Source organism: Pseudosulfitobacter pseudonitzschiae, assembly GCF_900129395.1.
GTDB classification, from domain to species: Bacteria; Pseudomonadota; Alphaproteobacteria; order Rhodobacterales; family Rhodobacteraceae; genus Pseudosulfitobacter; species Pseudosulfitobacter pseudonitzschiae.
This window is the reverse complement of record NZ_FQVP01000009.1, coordinates 89476-113787: the sequence shown is the minus strand read 5'-3', so window position 1 is coordinate 113787 and position 24312 is coordinate 89476. Positions and strand designations below refer to the sequence as shown.

17 protein-coding genes and 2 pseudogenes are annotated in these 24312 nt (G+C 62.1%); 6 read left to right on the top strand and 13 right to left on the bottom strand.

Translation table 11 applies throughout. The annotated features are described in order from the left end of the window. Positions 1 to 55: 55 nt before the first annotated feature. A complete protein-coding gene (locus BUC08_RS20495) occupies positions 56 to 1024 on the bottom strand; it encodes a sulfotransferase family 2 domain-containing protein (protein ID WP_037930651.1) in 969 nt (322 codons plus the stop codon). Between the two features lie 196 nt (positions 1025 to 1220). Here BUC08_RS20495 and BUC08_RS24695 point away from each other — a divergent pair, with 196 nt between their 5' ends. After that, entirely contained in the window at positions 1221 to 1886 is a 666-nt protein-coding gene (locus BUC08_RS24695; protein WP_028957925.1) for a sulfotransferase family 2 domain-containing protein, read from the top strand. A 450-nt stretch (positions 1887 to 2336) separates the two neighbouring features. Continuing rightward, a complete protein-coding gene (locus tag BUC08_RS20485; protein WP_037930655.1) occupies positions 2337 to 3281 on the top strand; it encodes an IS110 family RNA-guided transposase in 945 nt (314 codons plus the stop codon). Between the two features lie 184 nt (positions 3282 to 3465). Here BUC08_RS20485 and BUC08_RS20480 read toward each other — a convergent pair whose 3' ends face one another. The 6 genes from BUC08_RS20480 to BUC08_RS25160 form a co-directional block, all read right to left on the bottom strand. Next, on the bottom strand, positions 3466 to 4878 hold the full coding sequence (locus BUC08_RS20480; protein ID WP_028957926.1) for a mannose-1-phosphate guanylyltransferase/mannose-6-phosphate isomerase: 1413 nt from the start codon (positions 4876 to 4878) through the stop codon (positions 3466 to 3468). A gap of 107 nt (positions 4879 to 4985) precedes the next feature. Next, complete coding sequence (locus BUC08_RS20475; protein ID WP_037930656.1) at positions 4986 to 5918, bottom strand: sulfotransferase family 2 domain-containing protein; 933 nt, start codon at positions 5916 to 5918, stop codon at positions 4986 to 4988. After that, positions 5915 to 8353 carry a glycosyltransferase family 4 protein gene (locus BUC08_RS20470; RefSeq protein WP_143186799.1) on the bottom strand — a complete coding sequence of 813 codons (2439 nt, stop codon included), beginning with the start codon at positions 8351 to 8353 and terminating at the stop codon, positions 5915 to 5917. Before BUC08_RS20470 ends, BUC08_RS20475 begins: the two co-directional genes overlap by 4 nt. A gap of 61 nt (positions 8354 to 8414) precedes the next feature. Then, positions 8415 to 9428, bottom strand: a complete 1014-nt coding sequence (gene gmd / locus BUC08_RS20465; RefSeq protein WP_037930657.1) for a GDP-mannose 4,6-dehydratase — start codon at positions 9426 to 9428, stop codon at positions 8415 to 8417. Between the two features lie 125 nt (positions 9429 to 9553). Next, positions 9554 to 11812 carry a DUF4214 domain-containing protein gene (locus tag BUC08_RS20460; protein ID WP_073194436.1) on the bottom strand — a complete coding sequence of 753 codons (2259 nt, stop codon included), beginning with the start codon at positions 11810 to 11812 and terminating at the stop codon, positions 9554 to 9556. Then, complete coding sequence (locus BUC08_RS25160) at positions 11697 to 12353, bottom strand: S8 family serine peptidase (RefSeq protein ID WP_037930668.1); 657 nt, start codon at positions 12351 to 12353, stop codon at positions 11697 to 11699. Before BUC08_RS25160 ends, BUC08_RS20460 begins: the two co-directional genes overlap by 116 nt. A gap of 290 nt (positions 12354 to 12643) precedes the next feature. Here BUC08_RS25160 and BUC08_RS20450 point away from each other — a divergent pair, with 290 nt between their 5' ends. Beyond that, positions 12644 to 13636: an IS30 family transposase gene (locus tag BUC08_RS20450; RefSeq protein WP_073194433.1), complete on the top strand. Its 993-nt coding sequence runs from the start codon at positions 12644 to 12646 to the stop codon at positions 13634 to 13636. Here the strand turns inward: BUC08_RS20450 and BUC08_RS20445 are convergent. Then, entirely contained in the window at positions 13523 to 16300 is a 2778-nt protein-coding gene (locus tag BUC08_RS20445; RefSeq protein ID WP_051694653.1) for a DUF4214 domain-containing protein, read from the bottom strand. The genes BUC08_RS20450 and BUC08_RS20445 overlap by 114 nt on opposite strands. A 187-nt stretch (positions 16301 to 16487) precedes the next feature. Between BUC08_RS20445 and BUC08_RS20440 the strand changes: the two genes are divergently transcribed. Beyond that, positions 16488 to 17393 (top strand): glycosyltransferase, encoded by a 906-nt coding sequence (locus BUC08_RS20440; protein ID WP_037930674.1) that lies wholly within the window; start codon positions 16488 to 16490, stop codon positions 17391 to 17393. Positions 17394 to 17417: 24 nt separating this feature from the next. Here BUC08_RS20440 and BUC08_RS24855 read toward each other — a convergent pair whose 3' ends face one another. Then, positions 17418 to 17684, bottom strand: a complete 267-nt coding sequence (locus tag BUC08_RS24855; protein ID WP_200796222.1) for a hypothetical protein — start codon at positions 17682 to 17684, stop codon at positions 17418 to 17420. 28 nt (positions 17685 to 17712) lie between these two features. Next, on the bottom strand, positions 17713 to 20256 hold the full coding sequence (locus BUC08_RS20435) for an FAD-binding and (Fe-S)-binding domain-containing protein (protein ID WP_200796221.1): 2544 nt from the start codon (positions 20254 to 20256) through the stop codon (positions 17713 to 17715). Positions 20257 to 20413: 157 nt separating this feature from the next. Between BUC08_RS20435 and BUC08_RS25245 the strand changes: the two are divergent. Continuing rightward, a pseudogene (locus BUC08_RS25245) lies at positions 20414 to 21221 on the top strand (LysR family transcriptional regulator). Between the two features lie 88 nt (positions 21222 to 21309). After that, on the top strand, positions 21310 to 21900 hold the full coding sequence (locus tag BUC08_RS20425) for a TetR/AcrR family transcriptional regulator (RefSeq protein WP_037930740.1): 591 nt from the start codon (positions 21310 to 21312) through the stop codon (positions 21898 to 21900). Positions 21901 to 22180: 280 nt separating this feature from the next. Here the strand turns inward: BUC08_RS20425 and BUC08_RS20420 are convergent, their stop codons facing one another. From BUC08_RS20420 to BUC08_RS20410, 3 genes and pseudogenes are all read right to left on the bottom strand, one after another. Beyond that, a complete protein-coding gene (locus tag BUC08_RS20420) occupies positions 22181 to 23194 on the bottom strand; it encodes an IS110 family RNA-guided transposase (protein ID WP_037930677.1) in 1014 nt (337 codons plus the stop codon). 126 nt (positions 23195 to 23320) lie between these two features. Further along, positions 23321 to 23626 (bottom strand): annotated as a pseudogene (locus BUC08_RS20415) (DDE-type integrase/transposase/recombinase); the annotation flags it as partial. 9 nt (positions 23627 to 23635) lie between these two features. Further along, positions 23636 to 24304, bottom strand: coding sequence for an ABC transporter ATP-binding protein (locus tag BUC08_RS20410; RefSeq protein ID WP_037930678.1), 669 nt, complete (start codon positions 24302 to 24304; stop codon positions 23636 to 23638). Between the last annotated feature and the right edge of the window lie 8 nt (positions 24305 to 24312).

Genomic DNA, 24312 nt, shown 5'->3' with positions numbered 1-24312 from the left:
CTTAAATAATGATGTTCCGTGCCCTTTGGCATGGTCGCTATGGTGTTGTAAAACTTCATACACAGCCCCGTTCGGTCAACATCTGCAATGCGGCATAGTAGAATTGTGTATCAATCTCAATGTGCGGTTTGAGAGCAAGGCGGATTTTGTCCGTTACTTCGAGCGGGGGCGCCGGAGAGAACCAGGTGCCTGTATTTTCATCAGTTCTGTTGTCATGTGGCAGCGCAGGCGGCGGAGTCAGTCCGAGTGCCGTAAAAAGTGGCGGAATTGTGGCAGGATGCTCGAGCAGTGCCACGCCGCTGATCGCTTTGAGATGGGCGCAGGCGCGGGGCAGGGCGGTCGCGTCTTCGGCCAGCGGTCGGGCGCCGTCGGGGGCAGGGTGGCTTTCCCAGGATTTCAGCCCCAGCGCACCGGCCATTTGCCGGGTCTGCGCGTTGTCGATGCTGGGATGGGCGACCAGATCGGGATGGGCGAAAAAGACCTCTGCGTCATGGGCGCGGGCCAGCCGAATCAGGTTCATGTTGCGCTTTTGCGCGCGGGCCGCATTGGGATCAACCGAGCGCAGATAGCGGTAAAGCGACACGAGCCGTGCCGTCGGATCACGCAGCATGGTGACCACACGGACCGCGCGGCCCGGGATCAGGGCCAGCGTGGCGCTGTCGAAATGGCCCGAAAAGAATTGCGCCTGTGCCAGCATCGCCGTCGGCCAGTTGCCCAGCCCATTGCGCCGTTCGGGAAACAGCGGCACGTCCAGCGCGGCGGCCAGCGCCGTGTGCAGGCTGGTGCCGCCCGCCTTTGGGACGTGCTGAAACACCGTGACCGGGCGGTCCATGTCTGCCGGTGCGGCCAGCGCGCGGTTGTCCCGTGTGGCCAGCCGTTGGCGGAAGGTGTCGGTGCGCATCAGGTGCAGGCCCAAGGCCTCGATATCGGCAAAATTGCGATGCCGCTCCAGCAGCGGCTGGGGCAGATTCGTACGTCCCATCAGCAAGGCAAAGGCGCTGCGTATTTCGTTGTCTTTCAGCATCATGTCCTCTTGCATCGGGCCAAATCAGGGCCAGTTTCAACATATTCAGGTTGCAAAGTCTTGGCGTTTCGAGATCGGGCAGGTATTGACGAACGACCAAAAGCATAACATCGCGTACAACGGGAAGAGTAACAGGCACATAATGAGCGGATCTCCGATCAAGTTATCATCACCGGATCAGTTTGATCCCAAAACCATGCAACTGGTTTTTGTTCATATCCCGAAATCGGGCGGCACGTCGTTTCATGCGGCCCTCGAAGATATGTCGGGCGGTGGTTACCTGCATCTTGTCCCCGGTCAGAACGACCCCGAGGACATCAACACGTTGTGGGGCATCGGCGGGCATTTCAATTATGAATCGGCGCTGGTGCAGTCCACCAAGAAAGACCGCGTTTACGTGACCTTGTTGCGTGATCCGGTGGAACGGTTCGTGTCCTTCTTTCACCATGTGCAGGCGCGTCCCTATCACCACCTGGCGCAGGCCGACCCCGAGCTTTTGGAAATGGGGCCCGGCGATTTTGCGCGCCGGCTGGCGGCAATCGGCAACCGCGAGGTGTCGAACCTGCAGTGCAAGATGGTCACCGGACGCGGCGGCATCACCGGGATCAAGGCGGCGAACCACGCCCGCGCGCAGTTCACCATTTGCGCGCCCCTGACCAAACAGCCGCAGATCGTGGCATGGCTGGCCCGTGCGGCCGGAGCCGAAGAGGCCCCCGAAGTGCAGCGGCTGAACACCTCGAAGGCCAAGGCGCCGGTGGCGTTGAGCGACACGGACCGCGCCTTTGTCGAAGGGCTGAACGCTGACGATATGGTGCTGTTCGAGCGGGCCAGCGCCAAGGGCTGGGACGGGTTCGAAGACTAGTGTGGAACGTCGCGTACCTTTGACCTGAACCGGACCTTTGGTGTGGTTTTGGTCAAAGTCCGCTGTGCGGGACATTCCTGCTGTTTGAAAAGGAACGCGAAGCCGCGCATCGTCGGGCCGTGGTGCGGCGATCCGACCTCAGTGTCTGCCACTTAATAGCAGCCAAACACATCCTACCTGTCCGTCACACGCAACAGCAACCAAATCGCCGTGCCGGCGGACGGCCCGGCGATGCGCGGCGGCCTGCGGCCTTGTCTCAGACTTTCCGTGGCTCTTCTGCGAAGGTGGGGCCGGTGCCAGCCACCTTTTGGATGGCAGGCACCGGCGGCGGGTGGATCGTCTGCAGCCAGGTCTTTGAGGACCGTAATCAAGTGAGATCGCCCGCCGTCTTCGCATGAGGCCTGAACGGATACGCAGCAGCTCACAGGCTCTGCACGACAAGCAAAGGACATGACGAAGATGATCAACGATACCATCGGCATCGATATCTCGAAAGCGCATCTTGACGCGCACCGGCTCAGCACCGCAACCCACGCCCGGTTCGACAATACCGCGGCAGGCCTGCGCGCCTTCGAGCGCTGGTTGGGGCAGACATCGCCGGAGCGCGTGGTCTTCGAGCCCACCGGCCCCTACCACCGACGCTTCGAGAGCCATTTCTCCGGCCGCCTGCCGCTCGTCAAGGTGAACCCGCTGCAGGCCCGCCGCTTCGCGCAGGCCCACGGCACACGCGCCAAGACCGACGCGGTCGATGCCCGCATGCTCGCGCTCATGGGGCGCGCGCTGGAGCTGGTGCCGGACCAGCCCACCGACCCCAAACAGCGTGAACTCAAGGAGTTGCATGTCGCCCGCACCGGGCTGGTGCGGGATCGTACCGCGCTGATGAACCGCCTTGGCACGCAACAGCTCGACGTGACCCGCCGCCTGACCCGGGCACGCCTGCGCCAGGTCAACCACCAGATCGACAGGCTCAACGCCGAAATCGAACGGCGAAACCGCGATTGCCCGAAGCGCGCCAGGGCAATCGGCATTCTCACCTCGATCCCCGGGATCGGTGCCATCACCGCACGGGCGCTGCTCAGCGAATGCCCCGAGATCGGCACTCTGGGGTCAAAGCAGATCGCGGCGCTCGCAGGTCTCGCGCCGATCATCCGTCAGTCCGGTCAGTGGAGCGGAAAGGCCCACATCCAGGGCGGGCGCAGGCTCCTGCGCGAGAGCCTGTTCATGCCCGCCCTCGTCGCCATGAAGCGAAACCCCGATCTGAGCCAGAAATACGATGCCCTCAGAGCCGCCGTAAAACCCCACAAGGTCGCGCTCGCCGTCCTCATGCGAAAACACCTGATCCTCGCAAACACCCTCATAAGCGAAAACAGAGAATGGACACCAAAACACCCTTGACCAAGACGGATACTTGATTCCGCGCAGGTGGAATTCGGAAAAGACTCGAACCCCACCTTCGCCGCGATCGGCGGGCAGGTCCGGTTTTCCATTTCGGGTCAGTTGATGACGGGTAGGTCAATTTCGTCTGACGTCTGACGCATGGGCTGCCAGCTACCGCCAGCAGCCCCCGATGTTTTCGCCATCACGTGCGGGCGTAGACATCCTCGTAACGCACGATGTCGTCTTCGCCCAGATAGGTGCCGGTCTGCACCTCGATCAGCACCATCGGCACCTTGCCGGGGTTCTCCATGCGGTGAATAGCGCCCAGGGGGATATAGACCGACTGGTTCTCGCTCAGCAGCTTGACCTCTTCGTCCACGGTGACCCGCGCGGTGCCCGCCACGACGATCCAGTGTTCGGACCGGTGCACGTGGCTTTGCAGGCTCAGCGCCGCGCCGGGGTGCACGTGGATGCGCTTGACCTGGAAGCGATCGGACAGAATCAGCGTTTCGAACCAGCCCCACGGGCGGTGATCCACCGGCAGTTGCACCGCCTGTTTCGCGCCGCGTTTCTTCAGTGTTTCCACGGCCTTTTTGACGTTTTGCGATTCCGACAGATCGGCAACCATGACGGCGTCACGCATCGCCACGGCGACCACGTTTTTCAACCCGATGCCGACCAGCTCGATCTCGCTGGATTCCGACCGCAGCAGGGTGTTTTCACAGTCGAACACGGTGGTGTTTTCCGACCGCGCATTGCCGTTCTTGTCCTTGGTGCTTTCCTGCCAGACGGCTTCCCAGCTGCCCAGGTCCGACCATTGCTCGTCAAAGCTGACGACCGACACATTGGTGGCCTTTTCCATCACCGCATAGTCGATGGATTCCTCGGGGACACCGGCCCAGGCGGTCTCGTCCAGACGGGTGAAATCCAGATCGCTGACGGCGCCGGCCATCGCCGCCTCGACACCGGCAAGGATGTCGGGGGCATGGGTGCGGAATGCGTCGATCAGCACGTCGGCACGGGCCAGGAACACACCGGCATTCCACAGGTATTTCGGATCTGCCAGCAGCTCGACCGCGCGCTCGGCGTTGGGTTTCTCGATGAACCGCTCCAGCTTCATCACGCCCTCGTGGGTCTGGGCACCGCTTTGCAGCCAGCCAAAGCCGGTCTCGGGGCGGGTCGCCTTGATGCCGAAGGTGACGATATTGCCTTCTTCCGCCGAGGCGGCCCCTGCCATCACGGCCTTGCGAAAGGCCGCGCTGTTGGCCACCGCATGGTCCGAAGGCACCAGCAGCAACATGCCGCCCGGCGTGTCCTGCTGAACCTTCAGCGCGGCCAGAATGGCGGCAGGCGCGGTGTTGCGCCCGTCGGGTTCGATTACGATACCGCTGGCCTCGACGCCTGCCTCGTCCAGCTGTTCGGTCACGATAAACCGGAAGCTGTCATTGGTGACCACCAGCGGGTTGCCAAAGCCCTTGCCCAGGAACCGCCGCGCCGACGCCTGGAACAGGCTTTCGTCGCCGACCAGCTGGGCAAACTGCTTGGGAAAGGATTTGCGCGAAAGCGGCCAAAGCCGCGTGCCGGAGCCACCACACAGAAGGACAGGAGTAATCATGTTTTTCAATCCGTTTGCTTGTTATTCTTGCGGGGTCCCCCTCCACCACAATGGTTTAACGAGCGGGTCAAGCGGCGTAAACCACTTGTATGGACTCCGTGCCAGGATCAGGCAGAGCGATTTATTTTTTCAAGCATTTCTATATCCTGAGCAAAGCTATTTGTGATCAGGCTATCCAGCTCTTCATTGAAAAAACAGTGTCGTGCGATGCGTGGCAGATCGTCCAGAACATGTGGTTCCAGCGCGTGAGCATTCGGCAGTTTCATGCCGCCCGACGACCCACTGCCTGTCGAGTTGACTGCCTGACGTGGCAGGGTCACGCCAGTCCAGGCCTCGAGTGCGTCTATCGCTTCATTGATCCGGTCGAAATCGAACAGATGAGTGTATTCAATCCCGCGCAAATACAGAATTTGCGGACGCCAGTGCGGGTCTAGCGTGCGGGGATCAGCCGAAGTGACATAGCGGATGAAATCAGCAAATGAGACCGAGCGGTGAAAATCCGGGCGCGTCTGTTGCTGCACTGCAGCTACCACCGGGCCCGTGTGCATTTGGTTGCCACGCTCGTGCCGATTCAGCAGGAATTTTTCCGTCCATGCGCTCAGCAATCGAGCGTGCACATTGCGCAACACTGCGAATTTCATAAAATCAGGGGCATCCGCATAGGTGCGAGCCTGCTTCTTGGAATAATCGCTCAGCTGCAAACTTGTGTTCACATGGTCGGTCAGTAGATGGACATCTCGCAGGATGTAGTTCTGATCTTCCAGTCCCGAAAGCCGCACCATCTGCGCCTTGAGAAAAGAACAGCCATTCTTGCCGATCGGGCAATAAATTACCCGCGCCTGCGGGACCACAAAGACCTGCCGCAGCGGCCACTGCATGGTGTTTTTCCAGCTGCGGGGGCTGCTCTTGTATTCCTTTGACCCCATGATTGTCGAAAACAGTTGCGACATGTTGGCAAAGGGCGGACGTTTGTCCGCGGGCGGGGTGCGCCCCAGGAAAAACTGGTAGGCGCGGTCGATCTCGGCGGTGTCCAGCGTCATCTTTCTGCCTCCCGCGCTACCCGTCCCAGAATGTCGTCCAGCCGCTCGGAATAGCGCCGTGCGATGGCCTTGTCCGAGAAATGGCTCTGCACAAAATCAAAAGCCGCCTGTGCCTTTTGCGCGCGCAGGGCGTGATCGCCCCATGCCAGCCGCATCTGCTTTGCAGCAGAGGCCACGTCAGGTTCGGCCCATTTCTGGCCCGGCAGCACAAAGATATAATCGTCCTGCTCCAGCTCGACCTCTTCGTAATCCACCAAAAACGCCGTGTCGGGCGAACAGAAATCCATATTGCCGGAATAGCCCGTGGCCACCACCGGCACGCCCAGATGCATCGCCTCGATCATGCCAAAGCCCCAGCCTTCGGACTTGTGCAGCGAAATATAGCAATCACAGCCCGCCTTCAGCGCCAGCAAGTCGGCATAGGCCAGCGTTTCATTCAGCACCGTGATGCGCGGATCGGCGGCGACGGCAGCGTCGACCGCATCCCAGATGCGCGACTGGACCGGGTCCATGATCTTTTCGCGGTTCTGCGTCTTGATCACCAGCCGCACGGGGCCGATTCCCTCGAAGGCCTGTTTGAACGCCTTGAGCACGCCCAGCGGGTTCTTGCGCTGGACAAAGGAAAAGCTGTCGAAGGTGACCAGGAACACGAATGTGCCCGCATCCCAGCCAAAGCGCGCCAGCACGTCCTGCTTGGCGGTGCTGCGGTCGATGGGCGGCAGATCCTCGTAACACATGCCGACGTTGTGCACCGGCGTGTCGGTGTGCGGGCGGTAGATGTCGACGCCATAGTCGGTCGACACCCAGATCTCGTCCAGCATCTCCATCGCGAGGTAGTGACAGGCGGCGGGGCTGTCGAGCTCCCAGTAGAAATAGCCGATGTTATAGGCGTCCGAAAACACGTCCGGCGCATAGGCAAAGACCAGCGGGATCGATTCCGCGTTCAGGTGAATCAGGTTCACCTTTGCGCGTTTGTACTCGGACAGCCGGCCCACTTTGGAAAAACCTTCGGGCGCGGGGTTGTCCAGACCGAAGTTCACCGGGTTCACGCTGTAACCGGTCTGCGCCAGTATCTGCGCCGACAGCCGTGTCGCCTGTCCCAGCCCCGAGGCTTTTTCGAACGGGCCGATCAGTTGCACATCGACCTCTTCGATGTCGGGCGACAGGGCGGGCAGGCGGGCCGCCTCGATCCGGTGGCCGCGCGGGGTGAAGGTGGTGAATTCGAGCCGGTCCAAGTCAAACCCCTGCGCGCGCAGCACGGCGGCATAGCCGGTGCGGTCCAGATCGACCGTTGGCGCGCCGGGCAGGGCGGCCAGCGCGCGTGCCCAGCCCGCCGCATCCTCTGCCAGCAGGCCCGCCACTGCATTCCGCGGCAGATAGCGCAGGAAATCGGGCCGTTGCACCGCCAGCAGCATCAGTGCGGCCAGCAGGCTGCGCCGTCCGTCCTCGGTGCTGCGGTCCAGCAGCCCAAAGGCCGGGTTTTCCAGCACAAACCGTTCCATGAACAGGGTCAGCGGAACCGCGCTGTCTTCGGTGCCCGGCACAGGCGTTGCCAGAAAGTCGATATAGGGTGCGGTCACCAGACAGTCTTCGCAGTGCAGCGCGTGGACCTGATTGATGCTCCACCAATAGACCAGACCCAGCAGCCAGTTGCGGTTCTCGAATTCAAGGCTTTGCATGAACTGCGGCATCTTCACCAGGCTGGACCAGGTGGCGCGGCTGAGGTTGAACTGCACCCCGCCGATGGGCAGCGGCGTGTTCATATGCTCGATGGCCTCGGCGCTCAGCGGCACCCGCAGACCTTTGCGCATCGGGCTGTAGCCCATCAGGTACCAATGCATGAAATGCAGCGCTGCATCGGCATCGCCGCCGAAATCGAACTGGGTGTCCAGCTTGTAGCGATAGCGCGAATAATCGGCATAGCCGTTGACGATCTCGGGCAGGGGGCGGCCGTTGAACGCGCTGTGGTTGGCAAACATCGTCGCATGGGCGCGCAGGCTGGGGCGCGGGGCGTCCAGCACGGCGCGCGCGCCGCCGCGGTTGGCGACATTGGATTTCAGGCGCGCCAGTGTTTCGGTCGCATCACCAAGGCGGGCCGTGACATGGGCGGCGCGGTCTTGTTCCGACACCTGCATGCCCGACGCCGAAGTGGCGCGATCGACCCGCAACTCGCCGATGCGCCCAAGCGGCACGTCCATGACGCGCACTTCGGCCAGCCCGCCACGCGCTTGGATGGCATCGCGCAACATCGACGACAGGCCAAAGACAAAGCCGGCCCAGCCGTCGCCAAGACCTGCGGAATGCAGGTCTGAACGGTACAGGTTCACCGGGGTTTCGGCCAGAAGTTCGCCGCCCGCATAGAGGCCGACGCGCGCAGGCTTTCCGCTGCGCAGCATCACCCAGCCATGCAAGGTTCCGTCATGAATGCCATCCACGTGGCCCCGGATCCCCAGGGCCAGACGTTGAACAAGTTTCCGAAGCGGGGGGACGCCGGTTTTAGCCAAGCGCGTCAAAATCGGACTTGGCCATCATCTGCGCCAGACCGCGCACATCGACCGTCGCCTTCCAGCCGAAAGCTTTCTCGGCCTTGGTCGGGTCGCCCAGCAGCAGATCGACCTCGGCGGGACGGAAGAACTTTTCGGAGATCACGACAACGGTCTTGCCGGTCTTGCGGTCGGTTGCGGTCTCGTTGACGCCTTCGCCGGTGAATTCTAAATCCATGCCCAGAGCTTCGGCGGCAAAGATGATGAAATCGCGGATCGTGGTGGTGACACCGGTGGCCAGAACGTAATCGTCGGCCTTGTCCTGCTGCAGCATGTGCCACATGCCTTCGACGTAATCGCCGGCAAAGCCCCAGTCGCGCTTGGCGTCCAGGTTGCCCAGCACCAGCTGGTCATCCGAGCCGTGAGCGATCTTGGCCAGCGCCAGGGTGATCTTGCGCGTCACGAATTCCTTGCCGCGCAGCGGGCTCTCGTGGTTGAACAGGATGCCGCACGAGGCGTGCATGTCAAAGCTTTCGCGGTAGTTGGTGGTGATGTAGTGGCCATAGACCTTGGCCACGCCATAGGGCGAGCGCGGGTAGAAACGTGTGGTTTCCGACTGCGGCACTTCCTGCACCAGACCGTACATTTCCGAGGTCGAGGCCTGATAGAACCGTGTCTCGGGCGAGAAGGTGCGCAGGCTGTCGAGAATGCGCACAACGCCCACACCGTTCACGTCCGCCGCATAGGCGGGCAGTTCCCAGCTGGATCCGACAAAGCTTTGCGCGGCCAGATTGTAGAATTCGTCGTAATCATTGCCGCGAATGATGCGGTTGATGTTGTTCACCTCGGCCAGATCGAACTCGTGCAGTTCAACATCTTTCTCGATGCCAAGCTGTTCCAGGCGCGGTGTTTCGGGTTGGCTGATGCGGCGTACACCACCGTGAACCTCATAGCCTTTTTCCAAGAGGAGTTTGGACAGATAGGCGCCGTCCTGGCCCGTGATGCCGGTGATAAATGCTTTTTTCATCAAGAGATAACCTTGTCCAAACTGCGTCTACATTTGCGGGGTTGATAGCGGCGAACCACCCCTACTTCAATCCCTGAATCCCCCTCAAGGGGCCTGTCGGCGGGCAGGTGGCGGTGCTGTGCCTATCAGATTAGCACACTGTCTTGAGTCAGCAGCGAAAGGTCGGTGTCAGCCAGCACGATATGCACGCCCGAATGGGTGAATACCACGTCATCACCCTGTTGGGTGAAGGCCGCCAGCGCCTGCGCGGTCGAGGTAAAGCCGAAACCGTCCAGTTCCAGCCAGTCCCAGGCCTCGAAGTCGTGCACGGTGGTGGTGCCGTTGTCTGCGGCCTCAAAGACGAACTTGTCCGCACCGGCGCCGCCATAAAGCGCATTGGTGCCGCGCCCGCCGTTCAGGGTGTCGTCGACACCAAGCCCGCGCATGTAGGCCACCACATCGTCTGCAGTGTTGTTGATGAATTCAACCGATTGGGCAAAGCCGCGCACGACCTGCTGCCGACTCAGCGTACCGCTGTCCAGCGCATCGACCCAACCCTGTGCGCCCGCGCCGGGAGTGCGGCCCAGCACGTTGTCATAGAGCAGCGTTACAAAAGCTTCGTTGTCGGTGGCGCCATAGGTGCGCTGGAACTCGATCGAGGCGACGAAGCCGGTGACCACGTCCAGATAGGCCCGCCCCGAACCCAGCTGTCCCATCCAAGTGGCCAGTCCACCCGCATCCGGGGCGCGGTCCAGTGTTGCCTGATACAAGCGGAACACATCATCGGTCCAGGCCGCTTCTGAGTGCGCCTCGATAAAGTCGCTGGCGGCCCTGCGTGTGCCTGCGATAAATTCAAGGCTGTTAGAAAAGCCCAGGACCACCTCGGCGCGGGTCAGCGCGCCGCTGTCCAGCGCATCAACCCAGCCTTGTGCGCCCGCACCGGGATCGCGGCCCAGCACGTTGTTGAACAACAGCGTCACAAAAGCCGTGCTGTCGGCGGCGCCATATGTGTGCTTGAATTCGGCCGAGGCGAAGAACCCATCCGCCACGTTCTCAAGTGTGTAGCTGCCTTCGACGATTTTCCACGTCCAGCTGTAATGCCCCACCGCGTTGGGACCACGGCCCAGTGTCGCTTGATACAACCGGTAGACTTCTGCAGAAACATCTGTCTGGCCGACGTCGAACGCATCGCCGAACAGCCGGTCGTTGCCTTGTCCGCCGCTCAGCGTGTCGGCGCCGTCCATGCCAAAGAGGATGTCGTTCCCGCGCGCGCCCACCAGGTGGTTGGCGCCTGCATTGCCGGTGATCCGGTCATCGCCGTCACCAGCCACCATGTTTTCGATCTGGCCTGCGCCCAGGGTAACCCAGTCGGTGCCATCCACGCGCAGCACGCCCGATTGCACCAGTTCCACCGATATATCGCCGGTGATCGCGGCCATGTTGATCCAGTCCGCGCCGCCGTCGGTGTCGTCCAGTGCGCGACGGTCGGATTCAAGCCCTGCAAGGGTCAGGAAATCATCGGTAAAGTCCCAGCGCGTGTCGGTGCTGGCGACGTTGCCCACAAACTCGATGTTGAAGCTGTCCAGCCGGCCCGAATAGCTGGACCCGGTATCGGTGAAACGCACGGTCCAGTCGCCAACAGATGACTGTCCCAGGTAGTTGCGCAGCCCGAAGGTCCAGTCATCCGAGAAGTAAATGGGGGTGTTGCCGATAGTGCCCTCGGGAATGTCCCCGTCAAAGATCAGGCTTTCGGTGCCGTCAGGGGCGATCAGGGTGATTTCAACCTGGCGGTTTTCGGCATGATACCAGTCCACGGTCAGGTAGATATGTTCAATGTCCATATCTTCGGTGACCGTGATCGTGCTTTCGACACTTTCATAGTCATAGACATATTTCACCGGATCGTTGTCATAATAGGTGCGCGAGATCTCGTTGCTGCTGGTACGCGCGCCGTCCTGCATCAGACTCCAGAATTCGGCCATGCGCACGGCGGCAAAGGCGTCGATGCTGCCAAAGCCGTAAGACTGGTGAAAGGTCATGCCGCCACCGTTCCAGGTGCCGCTGTCGGTCCAGTCCCAGCGCCCGACCTCGTCGCCAAAGCCGACTGCACTGCCATAGCGCGATCCGGTGTGCGCCGCCGACACCGCCAGAATGTTCTGAACATCGCGCCAGCCCAGCCCGTCATTGGCCTGCAACATCAGCGCCACGACACCCGACACCACCGGCGTGGCCGCCGAGGTGCCACCGAACTGGCTGGTCATGCCCAGATCCTGCAGGGGATCAAAAATTTCAAAGGCCGCTTCGTTGTTGCCGTTGTAGCCGTCGCCCCCCGACCGGTCGGTGGTATAGGCCGCGGCGCCCGCCGAGACCAACAGGTTGTGGCCGTAGTTGGAATAATCCTGCACCCGCCCGAACCGGTCCAGCGCCGACGGTGATCACCGTGTGGGCGCTGTTCAGCCCTTCGCCCTGGGCATTGGCGGCCTCGTTGCCTGCCGCCTTGACCGCGATCGATCCCAGCCCGCCGCGACCGACGTCAATCCCGTTTTGGAAATCGCGGGATTCCCAGTACAGTTGCGAGTTATAGTCGCCAATGTCGCCGTAATCGAGAAAATCCGACCCGTAGCCCCAGCTGTGGTTTGTTACGTCAAAGGCCGAGATATAGGCCAGATCGGCGTAATCATTGATGAAATCCATGCCCGTGATCTGTGCGCCCCAGGCCACGCCCACGCCACCGGTGTCATTGTTGGAGGCCGCGATGATGCCCGCCACCGACGTGCCGTGACCGTCGTATGTGGTGTTCGGCTCGCCGTCGTCGGCGTAATATTCCAGGCTCTCATTGTAATTGTCGCGCAGGTCCACGTGGTCCTGTTCGACCCCGTCGTCAAAGATGCCCACATTCACGCCGGTGCCGTCAAATTCGGCCCAGATGGTTTCGATGTCGCCCAACAGATCGAAATGCCATTGCGAGGAATAATACGGGTCATTGGGGGGTCATGGCAGAGGCCCTTGAATTGGAACAGGAAAGAATCTTACCTCCCTTACAGCGTGTATCGCGCGCGGGGCAATTGCGCCCATACGGCACCGTTTCCGATATTCGGGAAACCGTGGCATTGATGTCTCAAAATCAATTAAATTAACATAATCTTGCTTATAAGATCACTCACAACAACATGGGCACATTCTAAACTGGGTTGCGAAATTTCCCCTATCTTGCTGGAAAGCAAGGAGAACGGAAGATGGCGCATACAGAGCTTAACCTGCGTGAACGTCGCGCGATAGAAGATATGTTGAATGCGAAGATGTCTGTACGTGAGATTGCTGCAGAGATCGGCAGGCATGTTTCCACGGTGTATCGCGAGATCAAACGCAATCACTACGACGATAAAGAGTTGCCAAAACTGAACGGATACTACGGTGTTGTCGCTCAACGCGCAGCAACCCAAAGACGCGCGCGGCGACGCAAACTGGTGCGGCTGGTTGGTTTGCGCAAAGCTGTGATCAAGCAGCTCAAAGAAGGTTGGTCTCCAGAACAGATCGCGGGTCGTTTGCAGTTTGAAGATCAAGCAGTGCGCGTCAGCCACGAGACGATCTACGCGTATGTTTACGGTCCTGATGGCCAATCCAGAGAACTTGCCCGTTATCTGCCGAACCGCCGGAAAAAACGGCGACCACACCACTCGCGCAGGCCCCGTGGCCTTGTATTCCCGCCGGATCGATCCATCCATGAACGTCCTGATTACGTTGATACCCGAGAGACTTTTGGCGAATGGGAGGGTGATCTGATGATCTTCGAACGCGCTCAGGGCAAGATGAACGTCGCTTCGCTGGTCGAGCGCAAAACCCGATTTGCCGTGCTGTTCCGCAACAACGACCGCAGCACAACGCATCTGATGAACCGGCTCATGGGCCTGATGGAACCCCTGCCCCAACCAGCCCGTAAATCGATCACGTTTGACCGTGGGATCGAGTTTAGAAGCTGGCGCAAGTTGAAGCCTGGCATCGGCACTGAGGCATGGTTTTGTGATCCGCAGGCACCTTGGCAAAAGGGTTCTGTCGAGAACCTGAACAAGCGGGCGCGGCGCTACCTACCCCGCGATGCGCCTGTGGCCGCGCTCTCAAATCGAGATATGAAGTCGATTTGTGACCGCTTGAACGGCACGCCAAGAAAGTGCCTGGGATGGCGCACACCAACCGAAGCCTTCAGGGAAGAACTGATGAAACTGAGATAGCGGAAACCGTCGCAACGGCCCTTGAGATTCCATCAGCATCTGTGCCGTGACCACGTCCAGATCGACGTTCAGAAAGGTCACCGTGACCCCTTGATCGTCGAACACCACGTCATCACCGACCTGCTGGAAATGGGTCAGCGCGCTGCCTTTGCCGCCATAGCCGAAGCCCTGCAATTCGATCCTGTCCCAGGCCTCCAGGTCCACCACCCTGTGATTGCCCCCGTCAAAGGCCGCAAAGACAAAGGTGTCGGACAACACCCCGCCATAAAGCACGTCCTCGCCCGCGCCTCCGATCAACCGGTCGTTTTCGCCCAAGCCCCGCAGATAGGCGGTCAGCGCGTCGCCGGTGCTGCGGATGAATTCGCCCGACTGGGCAAAGCCGCGCACCACCTCTTCGCGGCTGCGGGTGCCCTCGCGCAGATGGGTCAGCCAGCTGTCCATGCCCGCGCTGTCTGGGTCGCGGTCCAGCACGTTGTTGTACAAGAGCGTCACGAACTGGCGGTCGGTGGCATCGCCATAGGTGCGCTGGAATTCGCGCGAGCCGACAAAGCCCGCCGCCACCTCCGTATAGGTCCAGTCGCCCGCCATCCGCCCCGACCAGTCCAGCAGCCCGGCCATTTCGGGATCACGGCCCAGCGTCGCGCGGTACAACCGGTAGACATCATCGACCATCGCCGCCTGATAGCCAGCAAAGCTCATGTCGATGCTGTCCAGCGCCGTGCCAGCCTTGAACTCGGAGGATTTCGAAAACCCCCGCACCACTTCGGCGCGGCTGCGGGTGCCGGCCTTAAGATGTCCGGTCCAGAAGGCCAGCCCGCCCGCATCCGGGGCACGGTCCAGCACGTTGCCATACAGCAGCGTGACGAATTCCGCGTCGGTGGTGGCGCCATAGGTGCGCTGGAATTCGGCCGATCCGATAAAGCCCGAAATCACATCCATCAACCCATGCGATCCGTCGGCCAGCGCGTTGGTCCACTGTTTGTGCCCGCCCCGGTCGGGGTCACGGTCCAGCGTCGCGCGGTACAGCCGGAACACCTGGCCCGCCGGATCGTCAAAGCTGGCGCGCACCGCCTCGCCGCGCAGCAGGTCGTTGCCGGTGCCGCCCTGCAACACATCCGCCGCCGCCGTGCCGATCAGGGTCTGGGCCTCTTGCAGCACGGGGCCGGTGTCCACGTGCCACAGCCCCATCAGGTTGGTCAGTTGGAAATCGGACCGGTCCAGCGGCTGTCCGTCATGGCTGAACAGGCGCAGTTCCTCGCCCTGAAAGATGATCTTGATGCCATTGGGGGTGCTCTGGAACTTGAACGCATCCAGAGAATAGGCGCGCCCCATGCCCGACAGGTCGATGGTGTCCACGCCCACCTGAAAATCGGTGATGATGTCACGGCGGCCATCGGCCTCGAAGACAAACAGATCCGCCCCCGCACCGCCGGTCAGCCGGTCCTCGCCCTTGCCGTCGATCAGGATATCGTCGCCGCCCTTGCCGTCCAGCACGTTGGCCGCGCCGTTGCCTTGCAGGATGTCATCGCCATTGGTGCCGGTCAGGTCATTGGCGCTGCCGGTGGCTTTTTGCACCGTGCCCATATCGCCCAGATCGACCGACAGTTCGCTGACCCGCAGCCCGCCCTCGCCCGAGGCAAAGATGCGCAGCACCCCGTCCTGCACCAGCAGGCTCAGGCCCGTGACATTCTCCAGCGCCATCTGGGAGCTGTCGGCGATGGTGTCCAGATGCACCAGCCGCCCGTCCGGCAGCAGCGTCAGCAGCGACAGCCCGTCATCGGCCCCGCCCGCCACGATGAACACCCGGCCCTCCACCGCGACCACTTCCATCTGTGTCAACGACTGGAACCGCGTGTTCAGGTCGTCGTTGACCTGATCGACCAGCGCCAGCGTGCCCGCCGCCTGCACCTGCATCACCGTGATCGACGAGGTTCCCGCCGCCGCCATCAGCACAAAGGTCGCGCCACCCGCCTGCACCACCTCGACCGCGGTGGGATTGGACACCGGCAGCCCGCCGGCCGCGTCCAGACGGTGCGCCAGCGTCACCTGACCGCCCGCGGCGACCTGCAACAGGTTCACCGCATTGTCCTGCGCCGACAGGGTCACCAGCCAGGTCGCGCCATGCGCCGTGACCTGCGCCATGTCCGCCACGTCGCGCGTGCCGATGGCGCCGCCCAGGTCCAGCGTCGCCTCGAACCGCCAGCTGTCATCGGCGCGTTCTTCCCAGCAGGTGATGCCCTCCGCGTCCTGCCCTGCGGTGAACACCAGCACCTTGCCGCCCGCCGCCTCGACACGTTCCAGGCAGGAAATCCGGCCCGTCGCCCCCGGCAGGCTGATGCTTTCGGCCACGCGGCCGTTGGAATTGAGAATATGCGCGGTCACGGGCGCGCCTTGCGGACCAAAGGACAGCAAGGCCAGCGATCCGTCATGCACGCCCAGCTGCAACCGCCCCGGCGCGGTCAGCCCGCCCGCGTCGCCCACGAAGACCCGGTGCATCAACGAAAAATTCCCGTCGGGGTTGCGGATCTCGATCCACTGGCCATCCGCGCTGATCGTGGCGACGCGCGGCCCCTTGTTGCAAGTGTAGGATACAAGATCGCTGATGCCCGACACAAATGCATCAGACCCGCCGGCACCCGTGCCGACATGTGTAAGATAAGCCACCCCCGGCCCCCTTTATGACAGACAGGCCCACCCCTGAGCCGTGCCATTGGTCTAGACCCTCGCCGTTAACGCAGGCCGAACCAACGGTGGCGGAATTGGGGCGCTTGCGTAAAATTCGACAGGTGTAAACGCAGGGGGGTTACGTTCATGTCTTGGCAACCATGATCGCTTGCGCCACCTATGGGGGATGACCGCCCTGCCCGCCTTTACCGTTCTGATGGCCACCCGCAACGGGGCCGCGCATCTGCCTGCGCAGCTGGCCAGCCTTGCCGCGCAAAGCCATGCCGATTGGCGGCTGTGGGTGTCGGACGACGGTTCGACCGATGCCACCCGCACGCTGGTGCAGGATTTTGCCCGCGACCACGACGTGCGGTGGATCGAGGGGCCGCAACGCGGGGCGGCGGCGAATTTCATGCATCTTTTGTGCCACCCCGACCTGCCAGGCGGCCCTGTGGCGCTGTCGGATCAGGACGACATCTGGCTGCCCGACAAGCTGGCCCGTGCAAGCGCCGCACTGGCGCGCACCGATGCACCGGTGCTGTACGGGGCCGGCAGCCTGCATATCGACGAGGACGGCACGCCTCGCGGAACCTCGCCCGACTGGCCACGCGGACCCAGCTTTGAAAACGCGCTGGTGCAGAACGTGGTGTCGGGCCATTCCACCGCGCTGAATGCCGCGGCACTGGACATCGTGCGCCGTGCAGGGGTGCCACAGGGCATCGCCTTTCACGACTGGTGGCTTTACCAGCTGATGACCGGAGCGGGTGCACAGGTGGTGCTGGACGCCCATCCGGTGCTGCACTACCGCCAGCACGCAGGCAACGTCATGGGCAGCTTTCGCGGTCCGCTGGCACGGCTGCGGCGACTGGGGCTGATGCTGGACGGCACATTCGGCGGCTGGATGGCGGCAAACCGTGCCGCGCTGGTCGCCACGGGCGCGCTGACCCCTGCGGCTGAAGCTCTGCTAGAGACTGTTTTCAACGCACCACCCGGTCCTGCACGCAACCGCGCCCTGCGCCGGGCGGGCGTGCATCGCCAAAGCCGCGCGGACACCGCTGCGCTTTATGCGGTGGCGGCTTTGGGGCGGATTTAGGCGTCGTATCAGTCGGCCCGCCGGTCAAGACCCCGCCCCCACTTGCCCCAGCCGGTCGGCGATCAGGCCCAGCGGGTGGCGCATCGGTTCACCGGCGAGCCGCTCTGTCTGGCAGCGGCAGGAAAACCCGGTGGCCACGGCCTCTTGCGACTGTGCGAGCGGTCCGGCCCACGACAGATCGAACAGCTTGCGGGACATCTGCTGATGCCGCTTTTTGTGGCCGAACATCCCCGCCATGCCGCAGCATCCGGTTGCGGGCGTGTCGATCTGCAGACCCAGCGCCGCGAACACGTCCTCCCAGTGCTTGCGCCCCGGTGCTTTAAGTGCAATGGGTGAACAGGCTCAGTCGCCCACCCGAAATCTGCGGCAGCGTGACCCCGCGCCGGATCTCTGCTGCGAGAAATTCCTGCGGCAAGAGCACCTCGGGCACGTCCAGCCCCGCCTTGCGATAGTCCTGCCGCAAGGCCATGACAAAGGCCGGGTCGAGACCGATCATCGGCGCACCGCTGGCCGCCCCGGCCTTGAGAGCCGCCACGAGCCGCGCCGCCATCCTGGCAAATCCTGCAGGGTCGCCGAGGTCGCCCGCCACCTTGCCGACGGGCAGCATCTCGACAAAGAGCGGCGCATAGCCGAGCGCCCTGAGACCTTGATAGACATCCCGCTGTGTTGCGCCGTCAAAGAGCGCCGAAAACCAATCCATCCACACAAGAACCGTACCCTCCTGCAGCGGGCGCTGTCCAAGCTCGGACACCGCGATCCGGGCCGACCGTGGCAGAGGGCGCGCCATTTCATCGGGCAAATCCGCAACGCCCAGCACGGCCTCTGATGCGCGGCGCGCAAGCGGCCACAAGGGGCGCATCAACGGCGCCGACCGCAGCATCAGGGGGCTCAGACGTTCGGCCAGCAGCATCGCGCGGTCAATCAGCGGGCGGGTCTTGCGGGCGTAGACATCGGCATAGAAGGCCGCGCGCATCGCCGGAATGTCCACCTGCACCGGGCAGGTCGAGGCGCAGGCCTTGCAGCCAAGGCAGGTGTCGAGCGTCCCGATCAGGTCCGCCTCGTCAACCGTCGTCACGCCGGTGCGCCGGTCCTGATGCCACGCCCGCAGCGCGTCGGCGCGCCCCTTGGGGGAATGCCGCACGTCTGCTGTCGCCTTGAACGACGGGCACATCGGAACGCGCGCCGCATAGCTGAGGCATTGGGCATTGCCGTTGCAGGCGAAGGCCTTTTCCAACGGGTCGCCTTCGGGTGCATTGAACGGGCGGAATGGGGTTGTGGCGATCCCCATGACCGGCGCGCCTGCGGTGACCAGCTTGCCGGGATTGAAACGCCCCGAAGGATCAAATGCGGCCTTCACCCCCTGCAGCGCGGCATAGGCCTCGGGCCCGATCCAGCCCTCGAGATAGGCACCGCGCACCCCCTTGCCGTGCTCGCCCCAGAAGATGCCGCCGTGGCGGTTCACGAGGTCAAAGATCTCGTCGGAAACCTGCACCAGCCGCGCGCGACCCTCCTGTGTATCAATGTCGATGGCCGGGCGGATGTGCAGACAGCCGACATCCACATGGCCGTAAATGCCAAAGCTGAGCCCGTGCCGGGTGAGAATGTCGAGAAAACCGTCGAGGAATTCCGGCAATGTCTCGGGCGGGACCACGCAATCCTCGACAAAGGCGATGGGACGCGCGCGGCCCTTGGTCTTTCCAAGCAGACCGACACCGGCCGAGCGGACCGCCCAGAGGTCCCAAATTTCATCGCTGCCTGCCGCGACATGCACCGCCCGGATGCCGGGCAAGCCCTGCAACCGCGCCTCGCAGGCGGCAAGGCGTGCCTCGAGTTCCACCGCGTCGTCTCCATTGAATTCGACGAAGGCATAGGCCAGCGTCTCGCCGCCTTTCGGGCGCAGGGTTTCGGGCAGACGGCCAAGCAGACCGGCCTCTTCGGCCAGCGCCTGCACCCGCTCGTCCATCACTTCGATGGCGGTCGGGTTGTCCTGCAGCAGCGGCATGGCGGCGGCCAGCGCGTTGCGGAAGCTGGCAAAGCCCGCGACCACGAGGCGCTTTGCCTTTGGCAACGGGCGGAGCTTTACCCGGATGCGGGTGATCGGCCCAAGCGTGCCTTCGGACCCGGGGAAAAGCCGCCACCACTGAAAACCGCCCTCCTCGGGGCAGGCGCGCTCGAGATCATAGCCGGTAAAGCGGCGGTTGAGCCGCGGTGTGTTCGCGACAAAGGCGGCACGCCCTGCCCGCGCCGCGGTTTCCGCTGCCTTGAGCATCGGCTGAGCCCAGTCCGGCGCGTCGGAAAGGCTGCTGATGCGCCCCTGTCCCCGCGCGATTTCGACACCCAGAAGATTGTCCGAGGTCTTGCCGTAAATCCGCGAGCCTTTGCCGGAGGCATCCGTCGAGACCATACCGCCGACAACGCAACGGGTTGAGGTCGAAGTCTCGGGCGCAAAGAATACTCCCTTGGGCCGCAGTTGCGCATTCAGATCGTCAAGCACGATGCCCGGTTCCACATCGGCCCATTCTTCATCGGGATCGACCTCCAGCAACCGGTGCATATGACGCCGCATGTCGAGGATAATGCCACGGTTCAGGCTCTGGCCATTGGTCCCGGTGCCACCGCCGCGCGCGGTCACCGGGACAGCGGCAAACTCGGGGCGTTCCAGCACCGACATGCAGGTGACCACATCCCGGGCATCGCGCGGAGCGACGATGAGATCGGGCAGGATGCGATAGACCGAGTTGTCCGTGGACATGGCCGCCCTCAGGGCACTGTCACGCTCCACCTCGCCGCGAAAGCCCGCGTCCTTCAGCGCGCGGGGAAGTCGATTGATGGCGTCGGAAAGGCTGAGGTCGGTGGTGGTCATCTGGATCTCCTGTCTGGCGGCATATTGACCGAAGGTCTAAATTCTTTGAAATTGAAATATATGAAGATAGATTCAGAAAATACGAACTTTAACCTGCGCCATCCATGCAATCTGGGCCGAGGGCAGCTTTGTCCGGGCCGCTGACAGGCTTGGCGTTGTGCCCTCGGCGCTGACCGAGACGGTGCGGCAGATCGAGCAGATCGCCGGTGGCGCGCTCTTTGACCGCCGCAGCCGTCCACCGGCCCCGACACCGCTCGGGCTGGACTTTCTGAACGAGACCGCGCCGCTGCTCAAGGCGCTCGACTTCTCGCTTGCCCGTCTGCGCGATCATGCGCGCGGGCTCCGCGGTGTGCTGCGGATCGGGGCCGCGCCCTCGGCGATCACCCCGCTCCTTGCGCCTGCCATCGCTGCCTTTCGCGCGGAACATCCCGAGGTGATGCTGACGCTGCATGACGACGTGGCGGAAACGCTGGCCGAGATGGTCGCGGACGGTCGGCTTGATCTTGCCATCGCCGGCCGCGCCCGCACTGGTCCAGACCGAGATCGCCGCCGATCCCTTCGGCCTTGCCTGCGCGGCGGACCACGCGCTTGCACGCAGCGCACGGGTGCATCTGGCGGACATCGACCCGCGGCAGCTTATCCATCTGGGCACCGGAACGGGGTCTTCGCGGTTGCTTGCCACCCATCCCGGCCTGCCCGAGACGCTGAAGTCCGGCCCGTTGCGTTGCCATTCGACCATCGCGCAGCTTTGCCTTGTGCGGGCGGGCCTTGGCGTTGCGTTGCTGCCGCGCAATGCGGTGCTGTTGTTCAATGATCCGCAGATCACATTTTTGCCCGTTGCCAATCTTATCCTCGAACGAAAGCTGTATTGCGTGCGCGCGGCGCACCGGACTGCAAGTCCGGTGGCGGTCAAGTTTGAACAACACTTCCGGAACCAGCTTGCTTCCATGGAGCAACGTCCATGAATTTCCGAGGTCGTCGGATCATCGCGCTTTCCCGGCCAAGGCGCACGCGGCATAGACGACCGGTCTAATTATGGATATCCTTGGCAGCATGAAAAGCGAATCGAAATCGACCTCTGCAAGCGATCACATCCTCTCCTCCGCCCATGCGATCATGAGCGAGAAGGGGTTTTCCGGTGTTGGTCTTACCGAGTTGCTCAAGGTGGCCAATGTCCCCAAGGGGTCCTTTTACCACTACTTCGCGTCAAAAGAGGCGTTCGGGACGGCCCTGCTGGCGCGGTACTTCGAAGTCTATCTGGCTGCCATGGACGACATCTTTGCCAGAGAGGGCCAGTCGGGGGCCGAGCGGCTCATGACCTATTGGTCGAAATGGCTGGCCAATCAAGCGGCGGACGATCCGCAGAGAAAATGCCTCGTCGTCAAGCTTGCCGCCGAGGTGTCCGATCTGTCGGAAGAAATGCGCGCCATCCTTGTGGATGGAACCGCGCGGGTCACGGCCCGTCTGGCCGAGGCCATCGAGGCCGGTATCGCAGATGGCTCGCTGCGGATTTCGGACGACCCGGCCGCACTGGCCGCGCAGCAGTACCAGATGTGGCTTGGCGCCAGCCTGATGGCAAAGATCACCAGGGACGACACGCCTTTGCAGACCGCGATGGACGTCACCAAACGCCAGCTTCTTTGACCGGCCTGGGTATTGCCATGTGTGGACGGTCCCTGTTTAGCAAGGTTTTTTTGACGTCATGATCATCGCGGGTTGCGGTCATGTGTCCGGCCTTTTCGCGCGGCACCGTTGGCCGCTGGCCCTGATGAAGTCCGCCTGCCAGATCCCTATCAAGTTGTCGGACTTCGTCTGTCCTGGCAATACCTCGGGGTGTTCTGGCTGCGGCTTGCTTTGATCATCATCACGTCTTTTGCCCTTGCATCACAGTGTGCTGCGTAAACAATGCAGCGCTGTTCACTGTTTATGAGGCTCGATAGGTTCCTCCTCTCGCCAAGAGTGCCCATATGATCCGAGCGGTTTTGTTGGCCATTGCGACACTGATCAGTCGAGAGGCCTTGCGTTCTAGCAGGCTGCGGAGCCAATTCGCGGTTCGCGTTTGCGTATCAGCAACACGCCTCAGAATAGCTGTGGCCCCAACCACGAGGAGTTTACGCAAATATCCGTCACCCATTTTGGTAATACGTCCCAATCGCTCTTTGCCGCCGGATGAATTTTGTCGGGGAACCAACCCGAGAAAGGCTGCAAATTGGCGTCCGGATCGGAAGAGCGAGGGGTCCGTAACCGAAGCAGCCATCGCTGTCGCGGTCAGCACTCCAACTCCCGGAATGGTCGATAATCGCTGGCTGGTTTCACTCGAGCGATGCCATGCAAGGATCTTGCGATCAAGTGCGCTGATTTCTTGTGTCAGACTGGTGAGTTGGCCGGCCAGACTCAGCAAAGCAGATCGGGCGACCTCTGTGATGCCGCCATTGCTGTCCTCTTCGAGTTGCTGGATCAACCCGAGAACATTCTGAGGCCTCTGTGGCGCAATGATCCCCAGCTCAGCCATATGCGCGCGCAGTGCATTTATCAGCATTGTGCGCTGCCGTACGAGAAGGTCACGGACCCGGTGCAGCATCATGGCCGCCTGCTGATCGACACTTTTTATGGCCACAAAGTGCATATTCGGGCGCGTAACAGCCTCGTAAATAGCCTCCGCATCAGCCGCATCATTCTTTTGCCGCTTAACGTAGGGTTTTACATAGGCCGGGGGAATGAGCCGCACATCGTGGCCTAGTGCCGTGATCTCACGGGCCCAATGGTGCGACGTCGCACAAGCCTCCATGCCGATCAGGCAAGGGGGCAATTTAGCCAAGGTATCTAGGACTGCACTCCGGCGAAGCTTCTTCTGCAGAACGGTCTGGCCTGCCGCATCGACACCGTGAAATTGAAAAACTGACTTTGCAATGTCGATTCCTATCGTTGTAATTTCCATCTGGGCGGTTCCTTTCAGAGCCGGTTCAAACACCAGCACTTTAGCACATTGCGATGCCGGTGGGTGGAACCGTCCACCTCATCAAGTTGTCGACAGCAGATTGTGCTTCCCTGTGAAAGGCGTGGATCACGCAGTCATCTCAGCGGTGTAATCGGCCCAGAGGCTGAACGCATCGTGGCGGTATGAGGTTGCTATGAGTTGATAGCGCCGGGGACGGAAAATGAGGTTGATCTGGTCGTGCGCAAATAGAAACCTCTGTGCCTGCCGGTGAGACTTGAACCGACCCATTATTTTCTCTCGTTTGCGGGTTGGCCGACGCGAAACTTCTATCGCGTTGCTTGGGCCTTTGCGGGCTCGGTGGTCAGCGTTCGGAGCCTGTGTTTTGACCGGGTTGATATAGCTGTGCAATTTGTCGGTTATGACCACCCCCGGCGCCGACGCTCAGATCCGGCGCGGTTTCGCCATGTTGGCCTGATGCACTTCGATCGCCTCGTCCAGATCGTCGTAATAGGTCAGCTTGCCATCTTCCAGCACCGCGCCTGCGTCACACATCTGACGCACCTGCCCCATCGAGTGACTGACCATCAGCGCCCCCGAGTTGCGCATTCGGTCGGCAAACAGCCGCGCGCTCTTGGCCTTGAACGATGCATCGCCCACCGCCGTCACCTCGTCGATCAGATAGGTGTCAAAGGCGATGCCCATCGAGGTGCCAAAGGTCAGCCGCGATTTCATCCCCGAGGAATAGGATTTGATCGGCATGTGAAAATGCTGCCCCACCTCGGCAAAATCCTGCACGAAATCCACCAGCTCGTCAGTGTCCACCCCATAGATGCGCGCGATAAAGCGCACGTTCTGCGCCCCGGTCAGCTCGTTGTGAAATGACCCTGCAAACCCCACCGGCCACGAGATCGTGCCGTCCGAAACGATCCGCCCCGATGTGGGGTCCATGGTGCCCGCGACCATGCGCAGCAGGCTGGACTTGCCCGCCCCGTTGCGCCCCATCAGCGCCACGGCGCGCCCGGTGGGAAAGGTGGCGTTCAGGTTGTTGGCCACCACGGTGCGGCGGCCCTCCAGCGTATAGATCTTGGTCAGGTTCTCGAAACGGATCATCTCCGGCC